The sequence below is a fragment of the Mesorhizobium sp. M0018 genome, assembly GCF_040323955.1.
Taxonomy (GTDB): domain Bacteria; phylum Pseudomonadota; class Alphaproteobacteria; order Rhizobiales; family Rhizobiaceae; genus Mesorhizobium.
In genome coordinates this window covers 98,268-121,410 of sequence record NZ_JAMYVL010000003.1, presented here as the reverse complement: position 1 = coordinate 121,410, position 23,143 = coordinate 98,268, and the positions used below count along the sequence as shown (strand labels likewise).

Below are 23,143 nucleotides of genomic sequence, written 5' to 3'. Positions count from 1 at the left end.
AAATACCACTTGTCCACACGCATTAATGAAATCCTTGCGGCAGTGCAGGCTTGCGAACGAAATTGGCTGATTTTCCAACAAACTACGCCTTAACTTTTTTGAAACGGAAATTAATCCTTGGCTATTGGTATTTTATTGGTATTATCCGCCCGGAGGAGAAATCGCGTGAAATTCGTGCTCGGCATCGATGGCGGCGGCACCAGCTGCAGGGCGGCCCTTGCAACGGCCGACGGCATCGTCCTCGGCCGCGCCAAAAGCGGTGCCGCCAACATCCGAACCGATCTCACCGGCGCCAGGACGAACATCGTCGACGCAGCGCAGCAGGCCTTTGTCGCCGCGGGCAAGGATCCCGCACTGATCCCGCAAACTCCGGCCGTTCTCGGTCTTGCAGGCGCCAATGTCGGCACCTACCGGCAGCAGCTCGAAGCGATCCTGCCGTTTCGCATCAGCCGTGTCGAGACCGACGCCGAGATCGCGCTGGAAGGCGCGGTTGGCTCCGGCGACGGCGCCATGGCCATACTCGGCACGGGCACCGCCTATATGGCACGCAAACAAGGCAAGTCGCGCGCCATCGGCGGCTGGGGGTTCCAGGTCGGCGACCAGGGCAGCGGCGCCCGTATCGGCCGCGACCTGCTCGAGCAGACGCTGCTCGCCTATGACGGCATCCGCCAGGGATCGCCGCTGACGGAGACCATGCTCGCCATCTTCCGTAACAATCCCGAGGATCTGGTCGAATTCACCACCAACGCCAAGCCCGGCGATTTCGGCGGCTTCGCGCCCAAGGTGTTCGAACATGCCGAAAAAGGCGACGTCGTCGCTATCTGGATCCTCGACAAGGCGGTCGCCGATGTCGAAGCAGCGCTTGGCGTGCTCGACCTGGGCGGCGGCGATCCGCTCTGCCTGCTCGGCGGGTTGGCGCCGCTTTACGCGCCGCGCCTGTCGGCCCGCTACCGGGCGCTGCTGAAACCGCCGCTCGACGACGCGCTGGGCGGCGCGGTTCAGATGGCGGCTCGGATTTTCGCAAACACGGCGGAGGCAGCTCGATGAGTGAGGCCGCCGACCAGATATTCGCGGCGCTGAAACAATCGTCGCAGAGTGGCGCGCCGCTCTATCTGCAGCTCAGGAAGAGTATCGAGGATGCGGTCAAACGCGGGCTGATCGGACCTGGCGATGCGCTGCCTTCCGAGCGCGACATCGCTAGCAAGGCCGACATTTCGCGCGTCACCGTGCGCAAGGCGGTGCAGGACCTGGTCAAGGGCGGCATCCTCGTCCAGCGCCATGGTTCCGGTACCTTCGTTGCGCCACGTATGGAGCGCGTCGAGCAGTCGCTGTCGATGCTGACCTCGTTTACCGAGGACATGGCACGGCGCGGCATGGCGGTGCGTTCGGCTTGGCTCGACCGCGGCCTCTATCCGCCGTCGCCCGACGAGATGATGGTGCTCGGCCTGGCGTCGAACGAATTGGTGGCGCGCGTGGCGCGCCTTCGTATCGCCAACGACACGCCGCTGGCGATCGAGCGCGCCTCGCTATCGACAAGCGTGCTGCCCGATCCGGCGGCGATTGGTTCGTCGCTCTACGCCGCGTTGGAAAAGACCGGCAACAGGCCGGTGCGGGCGGTGCAGCGCATTTCCGCCACCAACCTCGGCGATGGCGACGCACATCTGCTGGAAGTACCGCCGGGCATTGCCGGCCTGCACATCGAGCGTATCTCCTATCTGGCGAGCGGCAAGGTGATCGAGTTTACCCGCTCCATCTACAGGGGCGACGCCTATGATTTTGTCGCCGAACTCCGGCTGAGCGGGCCGGGCGAAGAGGGCCGGCCATGACCGCGACAACGACCCATATGCGGCGCGAGATCGAGGAGATCCCGGAGGCCACCGCCCGTCTGCTCGATGGCTCGGCCGCAGTGCTGACGGAAGCTGGACGCGGCATTCGCGAGCGCGACCCGAATTTCGTCGTCACCGTGGCGCGCGGCTCGTCCGACCATGCCGCGACCTTCATGAAATATGCCGTGGAGTTGACCGCCGGGTTGGCGGTTGCATCGGTCGGCCCGTCGATCGCCTCGATTTATGGCGCCAAGCTGAAGCTGGGCGGCTCGGCCTGCCTGGCGATCTCGCAGTCCGGCAAGAGCCCGGACATCGTTGCAATGGCGCAAGCGGCGAGGACCGGCGGTTCGCTGACCGTCGCCATCACCAACACCGCCGATTCGCCGCTGGCGCGGGCTTCGGACTACGCGATCGACATCCTGGCCGGACCGGAGCGCAGCGTCGCGGCGACGAAGACCTTCGTCAATTCAGCCGTCGCAGGACTCGCCTTGATGGCGCATTGCACCGGCGACGAGAAACTCCTGGTGGCGCTCGCGCGCTTGCCGGAGCATTTTCGCAAGGCGATCGCCTGCGACTGGATGGCGCTGGCTGGGGCACTCGAGACGCCGAAATCGCTGTTCATTCTCGGCCGTGGCCCGTCGGCGGCGATCGCCAACGAGGCGGCGCTGAAATTCAAGGAAACCTGCGCCATGCATGCGGAAGCCTATAGTGCCGCCGAGGTCATGCACGGCCCGCTGGCGCTGGTCGGTCCCGGTTTCCCGGTGCTGGCTCTGGCTGCTCGCGATGCGTCCGAGCCATCGGTGGCCGATGCCGCCGACAGCCTGGCCGGCAAGGGCGCTGCCGTCTTTGTGACGTCGAACAAGGCAAAGAGCGCTCAGCGCCTGCCGCATGTCGCAACCGGTCATCCGCTGACCGACCCGCTGACGCTGATCGTGTCGTTCTATGGTTTCGTCGAGGCTTTTGCCCGCCATCGCGGCCTCGACCCCGACACGCCGCCCAATCTGCGCAAGGTAACGGAAACCCTATGAGCGACCGTTTTGCCCTGACTGGCGCCCGGATTTTCGATGGCGACGACTGGCACGACAATGCGGCGCTTGTCGTGCGCGACGGCCTCGTCGAGGCCATTGTTGCCGCCGGTGCCATTCCATCCGATGTTGCGCGTATCGAGACCGGCGGCGGCATGCTGGCGCCTGGCTTCGTCGATCTGCAGGTCAATGGCGGCGGCGGCGTCATGCTCAACGACCATCCGGACGTCGCCTCGATCGAGACCATCTGCCGGGCGCATGCACCCTTCGGCACGGCGGCGCTGTTGCCGACGCTGATCACCGACACGTCCGAGATCACCGCCGCGGCGGTTGCGGCCGGAGCCGAAGCGGCACGGAGGAAGGTGCCGGGGTTCCTGGGCCTGCACCTCGAAGGGCCGCATCTGTCGATCGCCCGCAAGGGCGCACATGACCCGGCTTTGATCCGGCCGATGCTAGACTCCGACCAGACGATGCTGATCGCCGCACGGAAAGACCTGCCCGTGCTGCTGACGACGGTGGCGCCCGAATCCGTCGAGGCCAGCCAGGTGTCGGCGCTTAGCAAGGCCGGCATTGTCGTCAGCATCGGCCATTCCGATACCGGCTATGCCACGGCTCGCGCCTTAGCCGAGGCCGGCGCAACGGTGGTCACCCATCTGTTCAATGCGATGAGCCAGATCGGCAATCGCGAGCCGGGGCTGGCGGGCGCCGCAATCGATACAGGCACATTCTATGCCGGCATCATCGCCGACGGTATCCATGTCGATCCGGCCACCATGGCCATCGCCTTGCGCGCCAAGCAGGGGCCGGGCAAGATCCTGCTCGTTACCGATGCCATGGCGACGATCGGCACCGACATGACCTCGTTCACGCTGAACGGCCGCACCATCCACCGCAAGGATGGCAGGCTGACACTTGCCGACGGCACGCTGGCGGGCGCGGACCTCGACATGATTTCCGCAGTGCGCTTCATGCACCGCGTCGTCGGCCTCGACCTCGACGAAACCTTGCGCATGGCCTCGCTCTATCCGGCGCAGGCGATCGGCCAGTCGCACCGGCTCGGGCGCTTCGCCAACGGTACCGCGGCCAACATCGTTTCGCTGTCGGACGATCTGGACATTAAAAGCGTCTGGATCGATGGTGCCAGGGTTTTTGCAGGCAGCCCTGCTCGTTAGGGTTAGCCGGCTTTGGACGTATAGAGGTCCTTGTAGGCTTCGCGCAGCAGGTTCTTCTGCACCTTGCCCATCGTGTTGCGCGGCAGTTCGTCGACGAAGATCACCCGTTTCGGATGCTTGTACCTGGCGAGGTGCCCGGCGATGGCCTCGACGATCCCTGCGGCGCTGATGGTCGAGCCCGGCGCCCTCACCACGACAGCGGTGACGCCTTCGCCGAAATCCGGATGGGCAACGCCGATGACAGCGCTTTCGGCGACGCCAGGCAGCGCGTCGATCTCGCTCTCGACTTCCTTTGGATAGATATTGTAGCCCCCGGAAATGATCAGGTCCTTGCCGCGGCCGACGATGTGGACATAGCCGTCGGCATCGATCAGCCCGAGATCGCCGGTGATGAAGAAACCGTCGTCACGGAACTCCGCTTTGGTCTTTTCCGGCATGCGCCAGTAGCCGCGAAAGACGTTGGGACCCCTCACCTCGATCATGCCGACATCGCCCTTGGCAAGTGTTTCGCCGCTCTCGGGGTCGGTGATGCGCAGGGAAACGCCGGTCAGGGGAAACCCGACCGTGCCGGCACGCCTCTCGCCATCATAAGGATTCGACGTGTTCATGTTGGTCTCGGTCATGCCGTAGCGCTCGAGGATGGCGTGGCCGGTGCGCTCTCGCCAGGCTCTGTGCGTCTCGGCCAAAAGCGGCGCCGAGCCGGAAATGAACAGGCGGATGTTTTTCGCCGCTTGCCGGTTCAAACCGTCCTGCTGCAGCAGGCGGACGTAGAATGTCGGCACGCCCATCAGCACGGTGGCGCGCGGCAGCAGCGAGACGATGCGGGCCGGGTCGAATTTGGTTTCGAACAGCATCGAGGCGCCGGCCATCAGGACGACATTGGTGGCGACGAAAAGGCCATGCGTGTGGAAAACCGGCAGCGCGTGAATCAGCACGTCTGCGGCAGTGAAGCGCCAGAGGTCGACCAGCACCCGCGCATTCGAGGCGAGGTTTTCGTGGCTGAGCATGGCGCCTTTCGAACGGCCGGTGGTGCCGGATGTGTAGAGGATCGCAGCAAGGTCGTCCGGTCCGCGCGCCACGTCGTGGAAGTCCATGGCCGCCTCAGAGGCCCGATCGGTCAACGAACCCTCGCCCTTGCTGCCGAGTATCGCGACCGCAGCGCCCGAGGCCTGCGCCAAAGCGCCGATCTCGGTCACTCGCGCCGGGTCGCAGACGACCAGTCGCGGCTCGGCATCCCTGAAGAAATACTCGAGCTCGGTCAGCGTATAGGCGGTGTTGAGCGGCAGGAAGATCGCGCCGGCACGCAGACAGGCGAGATAGAGGAAAATGGCCTCCGGGCTCTTCTCGACCTGAACGGCGACGCGGTCGCCGGCTTCGACGCCCAGCTGCGACAGCACATGTGCCAGTTGAGCGGAGCGCGCCAGCATTTCGCCATAGCTGATCGAGCGCCCGTCCTCTGCTTCCATCAAAAGGCGTCCGGGCGTGGGCATCCGGGCACGGAAAGCATCGAACAGATGGTTGCTCATAAGTCCCCCCGAGCGGCTGTCTCCGGCCGAACGGCGGCGGTCAGCCGGCCGCCTTGTCCGCCGCTGCCCTGATTGCCTCGATGTTTGCCCGATAGGCTGCGACGCTGCCGCCCTTGAAAATGGCCGCACCGGCGACCAGCACGCTGGCGCCGGCGGCGGTGACCAGGGGCGCAGTTTCCGGCGAAATGCCGCCGTCGATCTCGATCCGGATCGGCCTGTCACCGATCAGCGCCTTCACCCGCTTCACCTTGTCTACGATCGCCGGAATGAAGGCCTGGCCGCCGAAGCCCGGATTGACCGTCATGATCAGGATAAGATCGAGCCGGTCGAGCACGTATTCGATCATCGTCTCCGGTGTCGCGGGGTTGAGTGACACGCCGGCCTTCTTGCCAAGGTTTTTGACCGTTTGCAGCGACCGGTCGAGATGTGGCCCGGCTTCGGCGTGCACCGTGATGCCGTCGCACCCGGCCTCAGCGAAGGCGGCCAGATAGGGGTCGGCGGGGGCGATCATCAGATGGCAGTCGAAGAAAGCCTTGGTGCGGTTGCGGATCGCCTTGATCACCGGCGGCCCGAAGGTGATGTTGGGGACGAAATGCCCGTCCATGACGTCGAGATGGATCCAGTCGGCGCCGGCGGCCGCCACCGCCTCGACCTCGTCGCCGAGCTTCGAGAAATCGGAAGCCAGCACCGATGGCGCGATCAGGGTTTTTTTGCTCATGACGCGGTCTCCCCGAACGCCTCGGTTTACGGCCCCTCTGTATCGCCTGCCTAGACCATGAGTCGAGTCCGGAAAGTGGAAGCCGGTTTGTCCTTCCGCTGATGCCACGGCTTCAGGTTTTCGCTGCTCTTTCATCTGCCAGCCAAAGAAAAACCCGCCGGATCGCTCCGGCGGGGTTTTCTTGATCGAATGATCACCGTTTTGAAGTTCGCGTGCGATCCTATTGCTCGAGCTGCGGCTTGCGCCTTGGCAGCTGCTGAAGAACATCTGGATTCAGCAGCAGGCTCGGTTTGCGGATCGGCTGGCACTGGCCATTAATCGGCCGCGCGCCCGGTGCGCACTCCAGCCGCGGTTTGCGGCAGGCGCCGTCGCGCAGCTCTGTCCCACGCGGGCAGACGCAGACGCCACGCTTGTTGTGGATCTGACCAGGTATCGAGCACTCCACCACAACAGGCTTCTTGCGCCTGCAGGCATTGCCTTGCACTTCCGTGCCTTTCGGGCAGACGCAATCGCCTCCGGCGTCGTGGATCTGCCCGCGGATGGTGCACTGCTCCGGCTTCGGCTGGATTGGCCGGCAGGCATTGCCCCTGACTTCCATACCCCGCGGGCAGACGCAATCGCCAGCGGCGTTATGGATCTGGCCCCGAATGGTGCACTGCTCGGGTTTCGGCTGGATTGGCCGGCAGGCATTGCCTTTGACTTCGGTGCCCCGCGGGCAGACGCAATCGCCGGCAGCGTCGTGGATCTGGCCACGGATGGTGCACTGCTCGGGCTGCGGCTTGCTGCCCACGCAAGCGCCGTTCTCCAGCTCGGTTCCGCGCGGACAGACGCAGCGTCCGTCTTCGGTACGGATCTGGCCTTTGAGCAGAACGCAAGGTTTTGGCTTCGGCACGATGACTGTGCCGCCCCCGGACGAGCATTGGCCATTGCGGAAGGTCGTGCCGGGCGGGCAGACGCAGTTGCCGGCGTCGTTCATGACGAAGCCTTGCGAGCATTCCTTCTTCACCTCATTCCTGATGGTGAAGGGATGGCAGGCATAGGCCTTGCCGCGATCACCCTGCACGTCGGCCGCACCGCGGGACAGCACGTCGCCACCGCCTTGCACCGGCGTGTTCGGGGACAGCACGCCGACACAGTTCTGGCCGTTGACAGTGCCCTGCAGATTGGCCAGACGGCCATCGTCCGGAATGATCACGGTCACCGTGTGCACGTGGCTTTCCCCGGCGCCGAGCGTGAGTTGGGCGATGCAGGACAGAGGCAAGATTGCCGGCTCCGGCGAGCAGCCGAAGGGCGGATCGATCGAGGTGATCGCAACGCCTTCCAGCCGGCCGAGGCCTTCGACGCCGATCGCATCGCCGAGGCGAACCGGACCGGAGAAGGCGCTCGCGCCATCGTTCGTGATGGTGATCTCGAACGAGCAGGGCTGGCCGGGCTTGCACTCGGCATCACCGGTCTTCTCGACGCGGATGGTCGAGGCGCCGCTGCCCTTGGCGCAAGCCTGGCCGATCGGATAGACGATGTCGTCTCCCGGAGCCGGGCCGTAGGAGCCGCGTGCGCAGTTCTCGAATTCGCCGTTCGCGGCAACCGTCACGTCGAAATGGCGGCTGGTTCCAGGCGTCATGACGGCGCCGGGAATCTGGCACGACAGCGCATTGGCCGGAACCGGTCCGCAAGCCCATTCCGCGCCGTCTGGGGTGACGGTCTGGATCTGGACCGGCGCTCCGCCGGCTATCAGCGTCGCGGCATCGTTGACCCGTACCGGACCGGTCGGGGCAGTGGTGCCGAGACTGATGACGGTAATGCGGCAGGAAACGACCGCAGCACCGGCCAGCGAACCATTGCAAACCTTGGTGATGCGCAGGGCCGGCTGGCCGGCATTCGGATGACGGATGCGTTCCTTGGCGCAGGCCCTGTTGTTGGTGATGTCGTTCTCACCGGGAATAGCTTTCACCTCGGCGCAGTTCTCGACACTGTCGGGCCGGTAGTTGGCCGGCATCACCGCCCTGACGAAGATCGGCGTCGAGGCGCCAGGCAACAGCACGATGCCGGCATTGTCGCAGCGGAACTGGCCGGGGCCGTTCGGTCCGCATGTCCATGGCGGCGTCGGGCCGAAGGTCGAGGATGCCGGCACGCCGCCCGGATAGGTATCGACGACCGTCAGCGGCCCATTATAGGGGACGCTGCCATTGTTGATTATGTCGACCACGAAGGTGCAGACGCCATCGGCCGAACAGAATTCGGTGCGGGCGCGCTTCTTCAGGATCAGGTCGACCTTCTTCTCCACCGGCGGCCGGCAGTCGCGGTCACGATCGCCACGCCGGCAGACCGGGATCGAAGCACAGCCGCGATCGTTTTGCTGGCTGCCGAAAAGCGGCTTGCCGCTGGCGCCGTAATTGTAAGTGGCGCAGTTGCGCAAGGCGCTGCCTCGCCAGCCTGCGGCCGGCTTGAAGCCGAGCTTGAGGTCGACAGAGGCACCCGGATTGAGCGTGGTCACCGGATGAGTGCAAATCATCGGGGTGGTTCCAGGCGCGCAGACCCAAGGCGGGTTCGGCCCTGAATGGAAGGTGGAGCCGGCCGGCAGGGTGACTTCGTTGAGCACGATCTTGCCGTGGTAGGGTGCATCGCCGACATTGGTGACCCTGATGATGAAGTCGCAGCCGCCACCCACCGTGCAACGTTGCACGTCGGCGCGCTTTTCGACTTTCAGATCCGGTTCCTTGTCCTTCGGTGGGCAGCGCTGATCACGCGGGATGACGATATCGACAGTCTGCGTACAGCACAGGCCCCAGCCCTCCCTCGGGCCGGCATAGGTTTCGACACCGGTGACGATGATGTGGATGACGTCGCCGGGTGAAGCGCCGACGATCTTCCAATTGAGCACACCGCCGCCGGCCGGCACCAATTGCGTGTCGGGAATGATGGTGATGCCGGGTGTCGTCGTCGAAAGCTGCACCCATTTGCCAGCCATCTCTGGGCCGACCGGCATGTGGTAGATGAAGGCGCCGCCGCCGGGCACGCAATCGACCGTGCCGCGCTCCACCTTGAAGCATTCCTTGCCGGGAGGTGGAGGCGGCGGGTTGCACCTGGTGACGTCGATCTTGATCGACGTCTTTGCACCCGTGAGATAATTGCCGTCGTCCGGCTTGCCCGGATCCTGCGACGGGATTTCGACGCCGGCGCCGCGTTCGCGGCTCACCTTAAGCACGCTCTGGTTGTGAACGGTCGTCGGCGACGGAAACGCCGCATGGTCAATCTTGGCGGTGATCTGGAAGGTGACGACGCGCTCGTTCGCAGCGCCGATGCCGTCGAGATCGCTGGCGGAAATCCGGAAATCGGACACCGTCGCGGTATCGTCCGGGCCAGCCGAACTGCTGATCGCAGCACCAGGCAGCGGTCCGTCGGACGCATCGGTGCCGTCGCCGGTCACATGCACGCCGACGATACGCAGGCCGTGCGGGAGTTGGTCCCTGAAATCGAGCCTGACCTTTTTCAGCATGGCGGCGAGGTCCGGGCTGGCAAAACCCTGCGGATTGCCGCGCAAGCCAAAGCTCAGCGAGTATACGACATAGTCGCAGCCTCTCTGGGTGCCTTTCTTGGTGAACAAGGGCACGATCCGGCCCGGCTCCGGATTGACGATGCGAGGATTGTCGAAATCGAGCCTGGGATCTGTAACGGCAGTGTAGATGCCCGCATCGGCAGGCTTGGTCTTGGCCGGAGCAAGGTCTTCAGCGAAGCCTTGCAGCGGACTCAGCATGGCGACCGCGATACCGGCCGCCATCAGCCAGCGCACACCGCGCCTGGCGAGTGACAGGGGTTTCATGATGGTCTCGATGACGAATGATTGTTTGCCGGTTGATTGGCTGCTCGTCGCAGGCGGGAAAAATGCGAGATTGCTCATCTTCCCCTCCTCACGGTTCGCAGCTGACGGCTGGGGTTCTGAGCGGCAAGGTCATCTTGCAGCAAGGGTAGTAGCCACCCTTGTCGCTATCGGACTGCCTGTAGAAGCAGAGCCCGACGTCGACCGTATCGCCAGGGTAATGGCCGGTGATGCCGATCGTGTATGGCGCGCCGGGCGCATGCGACAGAGGTGAAGTCACCCCAACGCCAGGCGTCCTGGACAGAGCCTTGATCGAATCGCCGCCAAAGCCGGCATGGTCATGGAGATAGAGATCGGCCTCGAGGCCGGAGGGTGTGCAGAAATACCTGACATCCTCGACATCGAGGCAAGGAGGCAGATTGCCGGGGGGCGGAAAGTCCGGCGGATAGAACGGCGGCAGATAGCCGCCCGGCACCTGCTCATAATAGCCGGCACGGCCCTCGCAGGGGCGCCAGACCTCGACGTCGCCGACATGGCCTTCGACTTCCGGGTCTTCGAAATAATTGTCGAAGTCGACGAACCACGAGCCGAAAGGCGGCATGTTGGCCGGCTTGACCAGTGCCGTCGGCGTGATTTGCACGCCGTGCACGGCGAGTGGCCCGCCGGCTGCGAGTTGTTCGGCAAGCTCCGGGTTGTCGCGCAACTTGTCGCCGGTATCGACCAGCGTGTCGGTGCAGACGCCGGTATCGAGATTGCCTTCGGCATCGTAGCCATATTGCAGGTCGAGGCCGCCGGCCGACTGTCGGTTGTCTTGCGGGAAGCCGACCGCATATTCCTGCGGCACTTCCACCCAGGCCGATTCCGTCGCCGGATCGTCCGGATTTTCGCGCCAGTAGCGGATGACCTGACCCTTGCCGGAATCGGCGAACTGGCTGTAGTCGTAGCGGTTCTCCACCGGGCCGCGCTGGGCCAGGTACATGAAGCCTTCGTTGTCGAAGGCGATGTCGGTGACCGCGTAATCCTTGTCGGCCTTGACCGTCAGTTCCCAGCGCAGGTCGCCGGCGAAACTGCCGTCGCCGGCAACGCCCACCGACCAGATCTCCGCCTTATCACCGACCGAATAATAGAGCCGGCCGCCACGATAGGCGACCGACCAGACGCGGCGCTCGTCCTGCGTGTAGCCCCAGCTGTCGGGGTCCTCGCTGTCGAAGGCAGCACCCTGGATGTCAATCACCGAGCCGTCGTCGGCAACGGCGGCAAGCCCGTGCGCCGGGCGGCCGGCTATGCCGTGGTCGAACGTGTCGAGCAGCGCGCCATTGGCGTCGATGCGGTGGATGAGGCCGGTGTCGAGATCGCTGGCGAAGAACTGGCGGTGGATATTGTCGAAAGTGACGTCGCCGATGCCGGGACCGCTATTGGCGTCGATATCGGCGAATTTCGAGACGGCGCCGGTGATGCCGTCGATCTTCCAGATCGTTCCGGGGCCGCCGCCGTTTTCGGTGCCGAACTGGCCGTCCATGAAGACAGCGTCAGCCGTGCCGCGGCGCTGCCGCTCCGGCCGGCCGTCGGCGTCGCCGTCTGGCGTGACTATGCGGATGCCGTGCAGCGACGTGGCGCCGGCATAGAGGTTTGGAATGGCCGATGGAACGCCGTCGCGCACGCCGTCGTCGTAGGTGATGCCGAACACCTGGCCGATTTGCCCGGCTGTGACCTCGAACGGTGGCGGGGTGAAGACCAATTGGCCAGACGCCGGCCCGCCCAGCCTTGAGACGTCGAAGATGCGCAAGGTCGCGCGCGCCGTGTCGATGAAGGTTTCGTCGACGGGATCGACGCCCGGCGGCAGGCCTTCCTCGAAATTGGGAATGATGGTGCCGGAGAATCCGGTCACTGCCATCGAGCCGGGATAGATGATCCGGGTTTCCTGAGCCTGTGCCGAGCCACCGAGCCAGAGCCCAGCGGCGAGCGCCAGGATCGACAATCCGCTGGCAGCCTCGATGGCGCGGCGCAAACGGCCGGCACGAGAGCGCACGAACGCGCCGTGGTCGCAAGACATGGATCTCCCCCCACAGGTCATGGGAGAAACATCCGGTCCCGGCGCGCAAATCAGGGCAAGGCGCGGCGTTCCGGCACGTTCATCCCTGATCGAATTGTCTGCTTTCCTCAACGTCACGATACGCCTGGGTCCGCGCAGGGTCAACGGAACCGGCGAAAAGCCCAGCGCATCGACCCGGTCCCGAAGGCGATGGTCGCGCTGAGCTCCTGCTGTTCCCGGAGACCATGGAGCCTCTGGATCTGTGGTCATGGGGCTTTCCTTTCCGGGGCCGCACCACGCGGCACCTGAGCGTCAGTCGCGGGGCGAGGCGGAAAGGTTCATGGGCCGGGGCCGGGCCGGCTGGATCACCGTCGGAAAATACGGGCCTGCCGGTCCCGAATCCGATCAACCGCGATGAATGGTGAACGCCTTGCGCAGAATGCTTGCGCGCCACGCAGCCTGTTCTTATATACGCGCCAAGCCGTCCAGCGCCGAATGCCGGTTGCCGGAGCGGAATTTCTTGTGAACAGGGGCTTTCGTCGGAACGCCTGTACGGGTCCTGAGAGCCTGCTTAGCGGAGAGATTAGAGAAATGGCAAAAGTAATCGGTATCGATCTGGGAACAACCAACTCCTGTGTCGCCATCATGGACGGCAAGGAATCCAAGGTGATCGAGAATGCGGAAGGCGCCCGCACGACCCCTTCCATCGTCGCCATCAACAGCGACGGCGAGCGCCTCGTCGGCCAGCCGGCCAAGCGCCAGGCGGTTACCAATCCTGAGAACACCATTTTCGCGGTCAAGCGCCTGATCGGCCGCCGCTACGACGATCCGGTGACGGAGAAGGACAAGAAGCTTGTCCCCTACAAGATCGTCAAGGGCGACAATGGCGACGCCTGGGTCGAGGCCGGCGGCAAGAAGCAGTCGCCTAGCCAGATCTCGGCGATGATCCTGCAGAAGATGAAGGAAACGGCGGAGGCCTATCTCGGCGAGAAGGTCGAGAAGGCAGTCATCACCGTTCCGGCCTATTTCAACGACGCCCAGCGCCAGGCGACCAAGGATGCCGGCAAGATCGCCGGCCTCGAAGTGCTGCGCATCATCAACGAGCCGACGGCGGCAGCACTTGCCTATGGACTGGACAAGAAGGAAGGCAAGACGATTGCCGTCTATGACCTTGGCGGCGGCACGTTCGATATTTCGGTGCTCGAAATCGGCGACGGCGTGTTCGAGGTGAAGTCGACCAATGGCGACACCTTCCTCGGGGGCGAGGATTTCGACATGCGTCTGGTCGAATATCTGGCGGCCGAGTTCAAGAAGGAACAGGGCATCGACCTGCGGAACGACAAGCTCGCCCTTCAGCGCCTCAAGGAAGCGGCTGAAAAGGCCAAGATCGAGCTGTCGTCCACCACGCAGACCGAGATCAACCTGCCCTTCATCACCGCCGATGCCACCGGCCCCAAGCACCTGACGCTGAAGCTGACGCGGGCGAAGTTCGAGAGCCTGGTCGAGGATCTCGTCCAGCGCACGATCGATCCTTGCAAGGCGGCGCTCAAGGATGCCGGCCTGAAGGCCGGCGAAATCGACGAAGTCGTCCTGGTCGGCGGCATGACCCGTATGCCCAAGATCCAGGAGATCGTGAAGCAGTTCTTCGGCAAGGAGCCGCACAAGGGCGTCAACCCGGATGAGGTCGTCGCGTTGGGCGCCGCTATCCAGGCCGGCGTGCTGCAGGGCGACGTCAAGGACGTGCTGCTGCTCGACGTGACGCCGTTGTCGCTCGGCATCGAGACGCTGGGCGGCGTATTCACGCGGCTGATCGAACGCAACACGACGATTCCGACAAAGAAGAGCCAGGTGTTCTCCACGGCCGAGGATTCGCAGTCGGCGGTGACCATCCGCGTCTTCCAGGGCGAGCGTGAAATGGCCGCCGACAACAAGGCGCTCGGCCAGTTCGATCTGGTCGGCATCCCGCCTGCGCCGCGCGGCGTGCCGCAGATCGAGGTCACCTTCGACATCGACGCCAACGGCATCGTCAACGTCTCGGCCAAGGACAAGGGCACCGGCAAGGAGCACCAGATCCGCATCCAGGCGTCCGGCGGCCTTTCGGACGCCGACATCGAGAAGATGGTCAAGGACGCCGAGGCCAATGCCGAAGCCGACAAGAGGCGGCGCGCGCTGGTCGAGGCCCGCAACCAGGCCGAGGCGCTGGTGCATTCCTCGGAGAAGTCTCTGAAGGAATACGGCGAGAAGGTTTCCGAGGCCGACCGCACGGCGATTGCCGATGCGATCGCGGCGCTGAAGACCGCTGCCGAAGGCGACGATGTGACCGAGATCGAGGCCAAGACGCAGACGCTCGCCGAAGTCTCGATGAAGCTCGGCCAGGCCATGTACGAGGCTTCACAGAAGGAAGCCGCCGAGGCCGACGCCAAGGCTGATGCCGCCAAGGACAGTGACGTCGTCGATGCCGACTTCGAGGAAATCGACGAAGACGACGAGAAGAAGAAGTCGGCCTGAACCGCCTGACGGTACAGGTAAGGGAAAAAGCCCGGCGCACAGCCGGGCTTTTTTGCAACCCTTTGCCGGAAAAACGCTGCGCTGCCCGAAAAAATGCGGACAAAGCCTCGTAGACACTGGCATCGCGCCTCCATCACACCTAAATCGGAACAGCGTGCCGGCAAACGACGCAACGATGCTTCAAGACGTTGACTATCCGGACTGCGGGAAAACATGAAAGCTGATTTTTACGAAACGCTAGGCGTGCAAAAGGGCGCCGACGAGAAGGAGCTCAAGAGCGCTTTTCGCAAGCTCGCCATGCAGTTCCATCCCGACCGCAACCCAGGCGACCATGCCTGCGAGCACAAGTTCAAGGAAATCAACGAAGCCTACGAGACACTGAAGGACCCGCAGAAGCGCGCCGCCTATGATCGCTTCGGCCACGCCGCCTTCGAGCACGGCGGTATGAATGGCGGGGCGCAAGGCTTTGGCGCCGGCGGCTTCGCCGACATTTTCGAAGACATTTTCGGCGACATGATGGGCGGGCGCCAGCGCCGCTCGTCCGGCGGCCGCGAGCGCGGCGCCGACCTGCGCTACAATATGGAAATTACGCTGGAAGAGGCATTTTCCGGCAAGACCGCGCAGATTCGGGTGCCAGCCTCGATTTCCTGCTCGGAATGCTCGGGCAGCGGCGCCAAGCCTGGCACCCAGCCCGTCACCTGCTCGATGTGCAACGGCCACGGCAAGGTGCGCGCCACGCAAGGCTTCTTCTCGATCGAGCGCACCTGCCCGCAATGCCAGGGGCGCGGCCAGACCATCAAGGATCCGTGCCCGAAATGCGCCGGCCAGGGCCGTGTCACCGAGGAGCGCTCGCTGTCGGTAAACATCCCTGCCGGCATCGAGGATGGCACCCGCATCCGGCTGGCCAATGAGGGCGAGGCCGGCCTGCGCGGCGGCCCGTCGGGCGATCTCTACATCTTCCTCGCGGTCAAGCCGCACGAATTCTTCCAGCGCGACGGGGCCGATCTTTATTGCAAGGTGCCGATCTCGATGACGACGGCAGCGCTTGGCGGCTCGTTCGAGGTGACGACACTGGACGGTACCCAGACGAAGGTGAAGGTGCCGGAGGGCACCCAGAACGGTCGCCAGTTCCGCCTCAAGGGCAAGGGCATGCCTGTGCTGCGCCAGCCCAATATCGGCGACCTCTACATCCAGACCGTGGTTGAGACGCCGCAGAACCTTTCGCGCCGTCAGCGCGAATTGCTGGAGGAATTCGAGCAGCTTTCCTCAAAGGACAATTCGCCTCAGTCGAGCGGATTTTTCGCCCGCATGAAAGACTTTTTCGAAACGTTCGGCGAGCACTGAAGCTGATCCCTGGAAAACGCTTCCCGAGCGTCATCAACACCTTATCCGGGGATTCGCCTTGTCTTGCACCTCGTAACTGCTAAGTAGCATGCGAGGGAGCGTTGAGGAGGACTTTCAATGACGCGTAGTCCCGGACTGCGAAAGACGCTGGCGGAAAAGTTCGACGACGAGCTGAAGTTCTTCAAGGGCTGGATCGACAAGCCGAAGGCGGTCGGTTCGATCGTCCCGACCAGTTCCATCACCGCTGGCAAGATGGCCTCGATCGTCGATCCGACATCCGGCCTGCCGGTGCTCGAGGTCGGACCCGGTACAGGCGTCATCACACGCGCCATCCTCGCCCAGGGCATTAAGCCTGAGAATCTCTACGCGGTCGAATATTCCACTGATTTCGTGCGCCATCTGCGCCAGCTTTATCCAGGCGTCAACGTCATCGAGGGCGACGCCTTCAATCTCGACGCGACGCTCGGCGACAAGCGCGACCTGATCTTCGATTCTGTGATATCGGGCGTGCCGCTGCTCAATTTCCCTGTCGCCCAGCGCATCGCCTATGTCGAGAGCCTGCTCGACCGTATCCCGGCGGGCCGGCCGATCGTGCAGCTGACTTACGGGCCGCTGTCGCCGATCCCGCCGGGCCGCGGCGACTATACCGTCGAGCATTTCCATTTCGTCATCCGCAACATTCCGCCGACGCAGCTTTGGATCTACCGACGCGGGGCCGCATGAATTGAAACGTTGGGTTTGAATAGCACTTGTCTTATACCCATCGGGTGACAAGGCAGACCCATGGCTGTGATCCCGAAAATTCTCGTCGTCGCCGGTTCGGTGCGCAGCGGCGCCTATAGCGGCAGGACCGCCGACGTGGCACAGAAGGAACTTGCCATGCAGGGCGCCGAGGTGACCCGCATCTCGCTCGCCGACTATCCGCTGCCGATCCTCGACCAGGATTTGGAAAAGGACGAAGGCATTCCCGAAAACGCCGTCAAGCTCGGCCGGATGATCGCCGCCCATGACGGGCTGCTGATCGCGACGCCCGAATATAACGGCTCCATTCCGCCGCTGCTCAAGAACAGCATCGACTGGGTGAGCCAGCTGCGCAAGGATGGCGGCCGGGCGTTCAGACCGCTTGCCGGCAAGGTCGCCGGCCTCTGCTCGTCTTCCAACGGACCCTTCGGCGGGATACGCTGCATCAACCATTTGCGCGCCGTTCTGGTGCGCTGCCGGATGGAGGTGGTGACACCGGAATGCTCGGTGCCGGAGGGCGGCAACGCCTTCGACGACGAGGGCAAGTTCAGGGACGAGAGACTACGCCAATCGATGGAGCACCTATGCCGAACGCTGATCGAAACCTCGCGCATGCTGTCGACGCGGATCGAGGCATGATCCCGGACGCCGCGCATGCCGACACGATGCAGGAACGGCTGATCGTCGGCCTCGACCTGCCGACGCTGAAGGAAGCCGAGAAAGCGGTGCGCGAGCTCGACGGGATCGTCTCCTTCTACAAGATCGGTTACCAGCTCGCCTTTGCCGGCGGGCTCGACTTCGCCCGCGAGCTGGCCAGCGGCGGCACCAGGATCTTTCTCGACATGAAGCTGCTCGACATCGACAACACGGTGGCCAAGGGCGTCGAAAACATCGCCAGGATGGGCATGAGCATGCTGACCATCCACGCCTATCCGAAGACGATGAAGGCGGCGGTCGAGGCCGCGAGGGGCAGCGACCTTTGCCTGCTCGGGGTTACCGTGCTGACCTCGATGGACGAGCAGGACGTGATCGACGCCGGCTATGAATATGATCCGCATACACTGGTGCTGAGGCGCTCCGAGCAGGCGCTGCATGCCGGCATGGGCGGCATCGTCTGCTCGGCCGAGGAAGCCGAGGCGGTGCGCCGCATCGTCGGCCCCGACCTGGCGGTCGTGACGCCGGGAATCCGGCCGAAGGGCAGCGACCATGGCGACCAGAAACGCGTGGTGACGCCGGCGCAGGCGATCCGCAACGGCTCCAGCCACCTCGTCGTCGGCCGGCCGATCGTCGGTGCGGCCGACAGGCGGGCGGCGGCGGAAGCGATCCTCGATGAAATGCGCTCGGCCTGAGGACCAATTCCGAAACTTGCTCCGGCGGCCGTCTGACGGCGTTTTCTCCGCTTCCGGTGCTCACGTACTTTAAGTACGCTCCGCTCCGGTTCTCGAAAACACCCCCAGCTATCTCACCGGAGCGACTTTCAACATCGGTCCGCGCACGGCCAAAAACCAGGAGAAATACCATGCCCAAGGGATACTGGATCGCTCGCGTCGACGTGCGCGATGCGGAAGGCTACAAAGACTATGTCGCCGCCGCCAAACCGGCCTTCGATCGCTTCGGCGCCAAGTTCCTGGCGCGCGGCGGCGCACATGAGAAGGCCGAGGGGCCGGGCCGCGACCGCAACGTGATCATCGAGTTTCCGTCGCTTGCGGCGGCGCATGACTGCTACCACTCGCCCGAATACCAGCGCGCCGTCGCGATCCGCCAGAAGGTGGCCGATGGTGAAATCGTGCTGGTCGAGGGGATTTAGGCGAGAAGCCGGTTCGCCGCTGCCTCCGCCATCGCGTCGGCGAGGCTCAAGCCCCATTGCTGGCGACAGTAATCGCGGAAATCGAAGCAGGGCAGGCCGGGGCAGACCTCGAACTCGATGAGGTGGACGCTGTCGTCGGCTTCGACCCGGAAATCGATGGAAAACACATCCCGCAGGCCAAGCCCGACCATCAGGCGTTCGGCGATGCGACGGATTCTTGCATCGGCTTCAGGCTGGCTGCCGGCGACCGGCAGCAGCACCGGCTCGGTATATTTTCCCGCAGCTTTCGCCGCTGCGCCGGTATCGCCGTAAAGCGCCAGGCTGTCCTGCATGGTCTGGAAATCGCCGTCCGAATCGACAAAGGCGATGCCCAGCGCCTCGACGCCGGTATCCGGCCTCAATCCGAGAAAACTGGCGCGCGCGTTGCGGCCGGCGACATAGGGCTGGACGACGACATCGTCGCGATAGGCGGCGAAGACGCGCCGGCTAAGCTCCAGCGCATGGCCGAGATCGTGGCAGCGCGAATCCGGCCAGATGCCGATTTTGGCGCCGAGCCGGTTCGGCTTGACGAACCAGCCGGCGGGCGAGGCCGGTGGCGCGACCAGCCAGGCGCCGTCACGGGCAAGGCCCGCCTGCGGCACCGGCAGGCCAAGCGCGCCGAGCACGGCGCCGGACCGGAACTTGTCCTGACAGAGCGCGAACAGCGCATCGTCGGCGCCGATCGCCTTGAGGCCATTCAGCCGTGCCAGAGCCGGTGCCGCGCCGCCGCGGAAATAGGCGACGCCGTCGGTCAGCGTCCAGACAAGCGTGGTCTTCGGGTCCTCGCCGCCGAGAAGGCTTGCGGCGTCGTCGAGCGCCAGCGGGGCAAATGACAAGCCGCGCTTCTGGCAAGCGGCGGCAAGTGCGTCGAATTCAGCAGCGAAGTCGGTCGATTGCGCCAGATAGGAGGCGATTTCGGCGGCACGCTCCGGCACGTGGTTATCGGCGACCAGCCGATCGAAGCAAGCCTTTTCTGGCTCGTAGACAAGGATCAGCTTCGGCTCGCGGCTTGACATGATCGAAACGATTTCCCGGCAGCACGATTGCCTAAAGCAATTCCAGGAAAAGTGTGAAACGGTTTTCCGTCCGGAATTGCGTCAAAACAAAGAGATAGAGCGTTTCAGCGTTCCCGCGAAACGATGAACCGTTCTAGCATCGCACGGCGAATGCATTCGGCTTTCGCGGAACCGACGTCAGCCGGACGCCTGCACGACAGCAACGGCGCCATCTTCCTGGTTGACCATGATCTTTTCCGAAAACCGGTTCCCACTTTTCGGGATCATGGTCTAGCCAATCAGCACGCGTGGCTCGAAGCGACCATTGACTGGAATGTCGAGCATGAATGTCATGCCGGCTTGCGGGTCGAGCAGGCGCTGCTTCTCGCTTTTGCCCGACCAGGCGGAGGTGACCGCCAGCCGGTCGGCATTCCTGCCGACGAAAGCCGGACAGGAAGGCTGCGTCGCCGGCATCGCCACCGAACGGACGAGCTTGCCGTCGGGTCCATAGGCTTCGACGACGCTGCCGCCCCAGCAGGCGTTCCACAATATGCCGTCACGGTCGAGCACCGAACCATCGATATAGCCCTTGGCCGAACGGTGGTCGACGAAGACCTTCGGTTCGCCAACCGGCAGTCCGGTCACCGGATCGCAGCCGACGCGCATCAACAGCCCGGTGCTGGTGTCGGTGTAATAGGCGATCGTCCCATCCTCGGAAAAGCAGATCGAATTGGGCACCGTGACGTCGGCATAGAGCCGGCGCAGCTCGCCCTTGAAGAACCAGTAGATCGAACCGGCACCCTTCTCCTCGCCCTTGCCCATGGTGCCGACCCACAGCGCGCCGCAAGGGTGAACGCGTGAATCGTTCGAGCGGGTGACCGTATTGTCGGCCTCGATCGGCGTGTGCAGCGTCAGCTTGCCGGTCGCGACGTCGCGGACATGCAGACCGGTCTCGGTGGCGATCAGCTGGCGTTGGTCGTCGATGATGCAGATGGCGCTGGCCATCTGACCGAGCTCGTGGATTTTGACAGCACCGCCCGACAGGCGCTGTTCGAGGAGCTGGCCGTTGACGATGTCGAACCAGTAGAGCGTGTCGGTGGCAGGGTCATAGCTTGGTCCCTCGCCGAGTTGGCAGACATGGTCGGAAAAAACCGAAACAATGGTCTCGCTCATCATGCCGCTCCAAACGCCGCGTCCCAGGCCTGAACTGCGGCTTTCGCTCGCGCTGCCACTTCGTCGACGCTCATGCCCGGCTTGAAGAGGCTGGAGCCAAGACCGAAGACGCTGACGCCGGCTGCCTTGTAGCCGGCAAAATCCTTATCTGAAACGCCGCCGACCGCGCCGACCAGCACACTGGCCGGCAGCACCGCGCGCATCGCCGAAATGCCTGCCGCGCCAAGCACGCTCGCCGGGAAGAATTTCAATGCCGAGGCGCCGAGCCGGATTGCTTGAAATGCCTCGGTCGGCGTGAACACGCCGGGCATCGTCACCATGCCGTAGTGCATGGCCCGGCCCATGACCTCGGCATCGATATTGGGGCTGACCAGCAGCCGCCCGCCGGCCTTGTGCAGGCCGTCGACATCGGCGGCGCTGAGCACCGTGCCGGCACCGACCAAGGCTGTTGGAGGAAGCGCTCCGACAATGCTGGCGATGGAGGCGTAAGGATCGGGAGAGTTGAGCGGCACCTCGATCGCTTCGACACCGGCGCCGAAGATCGCCTGGCAGATCGCCACCGCCTCGCTTGGCTTGAGGCCACGCAGGATGGCGACCAGACCCCGCTCGAGCTTTGGAAAAGGTGCGGTCTCGGTCATGCGGCAACTCCATTTCCGGCGATCATGCCATTTTCGCGCGCGGCTTCGGCAAGACCGGCACGCACCGCCTCGTCGGCGTCGACCACCCTGACCGCGAGCCGGGCAAGACCGAGGGCGTCGGCATAGAGCTTGCCGAGTGCGCCCGACGCGATCAGCACGACGGGCACGGCACTCGCCCCATAACGGCGATTTGCCGAAGCGATCTCGCCGCCGATCAGCAGGCCGGACAGGCAGGCGGCGGCATCCTCGGGCTTCAGATCCTGCAGCAGGCTGGCGGCGCGGATCGAGAACAGTCTTGAACCGATGTCACCGCCTTCGGCCAACGCCTTCAGGCACCACTCCCGGAAAAATGGATTTTCGGCGGCAACCGGCTTCGGCGGCTCGCCCAGCGAATGGCGCAGGATCGAGTGCGCGGCCAGCACCGAAAACAGCTCGCCGGTCGGCCAGGTGCCGAAACCGGCAACAGAGCCGTCCTCGACCAGCACCCATTTCGAATGGGTGCCAGGCATGCAGACGAGATGGCGTCCCTTTGCCGGCAAACCGGCGCCGGCAAGCTGCGTCTCCTCGCCGCGCATGACATCCGGGGCGTCGGCCAGACGCTGGGCAAGGCCGGGCACGATGCGGATGTCGCGGCGCTGGCCGGGAATGCGGGCAGCGCCGGCGAGAATAGCGCCGATCGGCGCCGGCACGCTGACATAGGGTGCCTCCAGCCAGCCCTGGCGCGAACCGGCCATGCCGCAAATGATGACCGGCAGCGCCTCGGCTGCGCCCAAGGCAGCCAGATGCCCTTCGAGAATGGACGAAAATCCTTTAGCCTGGGCGGTGATCAGCCCGTCATCGCCGCGCCGCTCGGCGAGAACCTTGCCGGCGCCGTCGAGCAGCCAGACCCTCATGCGGGTGGTGCCCCAGTCGACGGCCGCGACGGAAGCTGCCTTGCTCGATGAGATCACAGGAACCCCCCATCGACGATCAGCATCTGCGCGGTCAGCATGCGTGAGGCATCCGACGCCAGGAACAGCACAGTGCCGACAATGTCTTCCGGCTGCATCACCTCTTTGATGCACTGTTTGGCGACATGAGCGGCGAGCGCTTCTTCGGTGACCCAGAGCTTTCTCTGCCGCTCGGTGACCACCCAGCCGGGCGCGATCGCGTTGACACGGATGCCGTCGACGCCGAGCTTGCCGGCAAGACCCTTGGTGAGACCGACGATGCCGGCCTTGGCGGCGGTGTAGGCCGGCATATCGGGATGGTTGATGAGAAACGACGTCGAGGTGAAGTTGATGATCGAGCCGCCGCCGGCCCGCTTCATGCCCGGCGCCACCGCCTGTGCGCTGAAGAAATGCGGGCGCAGGTTGATGGCATGGTTGTTGTCCCAGAACTCCACCGTGACGTCTTCGACGGCATGACGGTCATCCTGCGCGGCATTGTTGACCAGCACGGTCACGTCGCCATGCGCCTCTGCAGCTTTGCCCGCCGATAGACGCAACGCCTCGATGTCGCGTATGTCGGTCTTGAGATAGAGCGGCCGCCGGCCCAGTTCCTTGTCTAACCGATCGGCCAGCGCCAGGCTCGCACGGTCGGCAATATCGATGAAGGCGACGTTTGCCCCCTGGCGGACAAAACCTTCGGTCAAGGCAGCACCAATGCCGGAGCCGCCGCCGGTGATCAGCACCGAAGCGCCTTCGAGGTCGGCAAAGCGTGCCGATGGCATCATGAAATTCTCTCCCGGTCCAATGATCTCGGTCGGCCGGCGCGCATCCTATCCAGCCGTGTCGGGCGGGC

Annotated in this window: 19 protein-coding genes; 10 read left to right on the top strand and 9 right to left on the bottom strand. The window is 64.2% G+C overall.

The window, feature by feature from the left end; genetic code table 11:
- Positions 1-165: 165 nt before the first annotated feature.
- Genes NKJ81_RS05080 through nagA form a run of 4 tightly spaced genes read left to right on the top strand, consistent with a single transcriptional unit; the run spans position 166 to position 4,023 of the window.
- The gene (locus tag NKJ81_RS05080; protein ID WP_352472799.1) at positions 166-1,047 is read left to right on the top strand and encodes a glucosamine kinase nucleotide-binding domain-containing protein; all 882 of its coding nucleotides are present in this window, start codon (positions 166-168) and stop codon (positions 1,045-1,047) included.
- Entirely contained in the window at positions 1,044-1,826 is a 783-nt protein-coding gene (locus tag NKJ81_RS05075) for a GntR family transcriptional regulator (RefSeq protein WP_023679844.1), read from the top strand. Before NKJ81_RS05080 ends, NKJ81_RS05075 begins: the two co-directional genes overlap by 4 nt.
- The gene (locus NKJ81_RS05070; protein WP_036239401.1) at positions 1,823-2,854 is read left to right on the top strand and encodes an SIS domain-containing protein; all 1,032 of its coding nucleotides are present in this window, start codon (positions 1,823-1,825) and stop codon (positions 2,852-2,854) included. Before NKJ81_RS05075 ends, NKJ81_RS05070 begins: the two co-directional genes overlap by 4 nt.
- The gene (nagA, locus tag NKJ81_RS05065; protein ID WP_352539838.1) at positions 2,851-4,023 is read left to right on the top strand and encodes an N-acetylglucosamine-6-phosphate deacetylase; all 1,173 of its coding nucleotides are present in this window, start codon (positions 2,851-2,853) and stop codon (positions 4,021-4,023) included. The genes NKJ81_RS05070 and nagA overlap by 4 nt, the downstream gene beginning before the upstream one ends.
- Before the next feature lie 2 nt (positions 4,024-4,025).
- Here nagA and NKJ81_RS05060 read toward each other — a convergent pair whose 3' ends face one another.
- The 4 genes from NKJ81_RS05060 to NKJ81_RS05045 all read right to left on the bottom strand — a co-directional run bounded on the left by NKJ81_RS05060 (position 4,026) and on the right by NKJ81_RS05045 (position 12,137).
- Positions 4,026-5,549, bottom strand: a complete 1,524-nt coding sequence (locus NKJ81_RS05060; protein WP_352539837.1) for a malonate--CoA ligase — start codon at positions 5,547-5,549, stop codon at positions 4,026-4,028.
- A 40-nt stretch (positions 5,550-5,589) separates the two neighbouring features.
- Positions 5,590-6,267: a ribulose-phosphate 3-epimerase gene (gene rpe, locus NKJ81_RS05055; protein WP_352472804.1), complete on the bottom strand. Its 678-nt coding sequence runs from the start codon at positions 6,265-6,267 to the stop codon at positions 5,590-5,592.
- A 220-nt stretch (positions 6,268-6,487) separates the two neighbouring features.
- Positions 6,488-10,165, bottom strand: coding sequence for a DUF7929 domain-containing protein (locus NKJ81_RS05050; RefSeq protein WP_352539836.1), 3,678 nt, complete (start codon positions 10,163-10,165; stop codon positions 6,488-6,490).
- Between the two features lie 10 nt (positions 10,166-10,175).
- A complete protein-coding gene (locus tag NKJ81_RS05045; RefSeq protein ID WP_352539835.1) occupies positions 10,176-12,137 on the bottom strand; it encodes a hypothetical protein in 1,962 nt (653 codons plus the stop codon).
- A 570-nt stretch (positions 12,138-12,707) separates the two neighbouring features.
- Here NKJ81_RS05045 and dnaK point away from each other — a divergent pair.
- From dnaK to NKJ81_RS05015, 6 genes are all read left to right on the top strand, one after another.
- Positions 12,708-14,624, top strand: a complete 1,917-nt coding sequence (gene dnaK / locus NKJ81_RS05040; RefSeq protein WP_352539834.1) for a molecular chaperone DnaK — start codon at positions 12,708-12,710, stop codon at positions 14,622-14,624.
- Positions 14,625-14,837: 213 nt separating this feature from the next.
- Positions 14,838-15,968, top strand: a complete 1,131-nt coding sequence (gene dnaJ, locus NKJ81_RS05035) for a molecular chaperone DnaJ (protein WP_023679852.1) — start codon at positions 14,838-14,840, stop codon at positions 15,966-15,968.
- A 117-nt stretch (positions 15,969-16,085) separates the two neighbouring features.
- Positions 16,086-16,691 carry a phospholipid N-methyltransferase PmtA gene (gene pmtA / locus NKJ81_RS05030; protein ID WP_023679853.1) on the top strand — a complete coding sequence of 202 codons (606 nt, stop codon included), beginning with the start codon at positions 16,086-16,088 and terminating at the stop codon, positions 16,689-16,691.
- 60 nt (positions 16,692-16,751) lie between these two features.
- Entirely contained in the window at positions 16,752-17,348 is a 597-nt protein-coding gene (locus NKJ81_RS05025; protein ID WP_352539833.1) for an NADPH-dependent FMN reductase, read from the top strand.
- Positions 17,345-18,058: an orotidine-5'-phosphate decarboxylase gene (pyrF, locus tag NKJ81_RS05020; protein ID WP_352457269.1), complete on the top strand. Its 714-nt coding sequence runs from the start codon at positions 17,345-17,347 to the stop codon at positions 18,056-18,058. Before NKJ81_RS05025 ends, pyrF begins: the two co-directional genes overlap by 4 nt.
- A gap of 170 nt (positions 18,059-18,228) precedes the next feature.
- Complete coding sequence (locus NKJ81_RS05015) at positions 18,229-18,516, top strand: DUF1330 domain-containing protein (protein WP_352539832.1); 288 nt, start codon at positions 18,229-18,231, stop codon at positions 18,514-18,516.
- Here the strand turns inward: NKJ81_RS05015 and NKJ81_RS05010 are convergent.
- The 5 genes from NKJ81_RS05010 to NKJ81_RS04990 form a co-directional block, all read right to left on the bottom strand.
- A complete protein-coding gene (locus NKJ81_RS05010) occupies positions 18,513-19,571 on the bottom strand; it encodes a D-alanine--D-alanine ligase family protein (RefSeq protein ID WP_352539831.1) in 1,059 nt (352 codons plus the stop codon). The genes NKJ81_RS05015 and NKJ81_RS05010 overlap by 4 nt on opposite strands.
- Positions 19,572-19,841: 270 nt before the next feature.
- Positions 19,842-20,723 (bottom strand): SMP-30/gluconolactonase/LRE family protein, encoded by an 882-nt coding sequence (locus tag NKJ81_RS05005; protein ID WP_352449619.1) that lies wholly within the window; start codon positions 20,721-20,723, stop codon positions 19,842-19,844.
- Entirely contained in the window at positions 20,723-21,361 is a 639-nt protein-coding gene (locus tag NKJ81_RS05000) for a 2-dehydro-3-deoxy-6-phosphogalactonate aldolase (RefSeq protein WP_352539830.1), read from the bottom strand. Before NKJ81_RS05000 ends, NKJ81_RS05005 begins: the two co-directional genes overlap by 1 nt.
- A complete protein-coding gene (locus NKJ81_RS04995) occupies positions 21,358-22,308 on the bottom strand; it encodes a 2-dehydro-3-deoxygalactonokinase (RefSeq protein ID WP_502904273.1) in 951 nt (316 codons plus the stop codon). Before NKJ81_RS04995 ends, NKJ81_RS05000 begins: the two co-directional genes overlap by 4 nt.
- Positions 22,308-23,075: an SDR family NAD(P)-dependent oxidoreductase gene (locus tag NKJ81_RS04990; protein ID WP_352539828.1), complete on the bottom strand. Its 768-nt coding sequence runs from the start codon at positions 23,073-23,075 to the stop codon at positions 22,308-22,310. The genes NKJ81_RS04995 and NKJ81_RS04990 overlap by 1 nt, the downstream gene beginning before the upstream one ends.
- Positions 23,076-23,143 lie beyond the last annotated feature (68 nt).

Excerpts from the sequence above, each read along its gene's own strand:
- NKJ81_RS05075 (WP_023679844.1), top strand. The coding sequence starts at position 1,044 with ATGAGTGAGGCCGCCGACCAGATATTCGCGGCGCTGAAACAATCGTCG.
- NKJ81_RS05070 (WP_036239401.1), top strand. The coding sequence starts at position 1,823 with ATGACCGCGACAACGACCCATATGCGGCGCGAGATCGAGGAGATCCCG.
- nagA (WP_352539838.1), top strand. The coding sequence starts at position 2,851 with ATGAGCGACCGTTTTGCCCTGACTGGCGCCCGGATTTTCGATGGCGAC.
- NKJ81_RS05060 (WP_352539837.1), bottom strand. The coding sequence starts at position 5,549 with ATGAGCAACCATCTGTTCGATGCTTTCCGTGCCCGGATGCCCACGCCC.
- rpe (WP_352472804.1), bottom strand. The coding sequence starts at position 6,267 with ATGAGCAAAAAAACCCTGATCGCGCCATCGGTGCTGGCTTCCGATTTC.
- NKJ81_RS05050 (WP_352539836.1), bottom strand. The coding sequence starts at position 10,165 with ATGAGCAATCTCGCATTTTTCCCGCCTGCGACGAGCAGCCAATCAACC.
- NKJ81_RS05045 (WP_352539835.1), bottom strand. The coding sequence starts at position 12,137 with ATGTCTTGCGACCACGGCGCGTTCGTGCGCTCTCGTGCCGGCCGTTTG.
- dnaK (WP_352539834.1), top strand. The coding sequence starts at position 12,708 with ATGGCAAAAGTAATCGGTATCGATCTGGGAACAACCAACTCCTGTGTC.
- dnaJ (WP_023679852.1), top strand. The coding sequence starts at position 14,838 with ATGAAAGCTGATTTTTACGAAACGCTAGGCGTGCAAAAGGGCGCCGAC.
- pmtA (WP_023679853.1), top strand. The coding sequence starts at position 16,086 with ATGACGCGTAGTCCCGGACTGCGAAAGACGCTGGCGGAAAAGTTCGAC.
- NKJ81_RS05025 (WP_352539833.1), top strand. The coding sequence starts at position 16,752 with ATGGCTGTGATCCCGAAAATTCTCGTCGTCGCCGGTTCGGTGCGCAGC.
- pyrF (WP_352457269.1), top strand. The coding sequence starts at position 17,345 with ATGATCCCGGACGCCGCGCATGCCGACACGATGCAGGAACGGCTGATC.
- NKJ81_RS05015 (WP_352539832.1), top strand. The coding sequence starts at position 18,229 with ATGCCCAAGGGATACTGGATCGCTCGCGTCGACGTGCGCGATGCGGAA.
- NKJ81_RS05010 (WP_352539831.1), bottom strand. The coding sequence starts at position 19,571 with ATGTCAAGCCGCGAGCCGAAGCTGATCCTTGTCTACGAGCCAGAAAAG.
- NKJ81_RS05005 (WP_352449619.1), bottom strand. The coding sequence starts at position 20,723 with ATGAGCGAGACCATTGTTTCGGTTTTTTCCGACCATGTCTGCCAACTC.
- NKJ81_RS05000 (WP_352539830.1), bottom strand. The coding sequence starts at position 21,361 with ATGACCGAGACCGCACCTTTTCCAAAGCTCGAGCGGGGTCTGGTCGCC.
- NKJ81_RS04990 (WP_352539828.1), bottom strand. The coding sequence starts at position 23,075 with ATGATGCCATCGGCACGCTTTGCCGACCTCGAAGGCGCTTCGGTGCTG.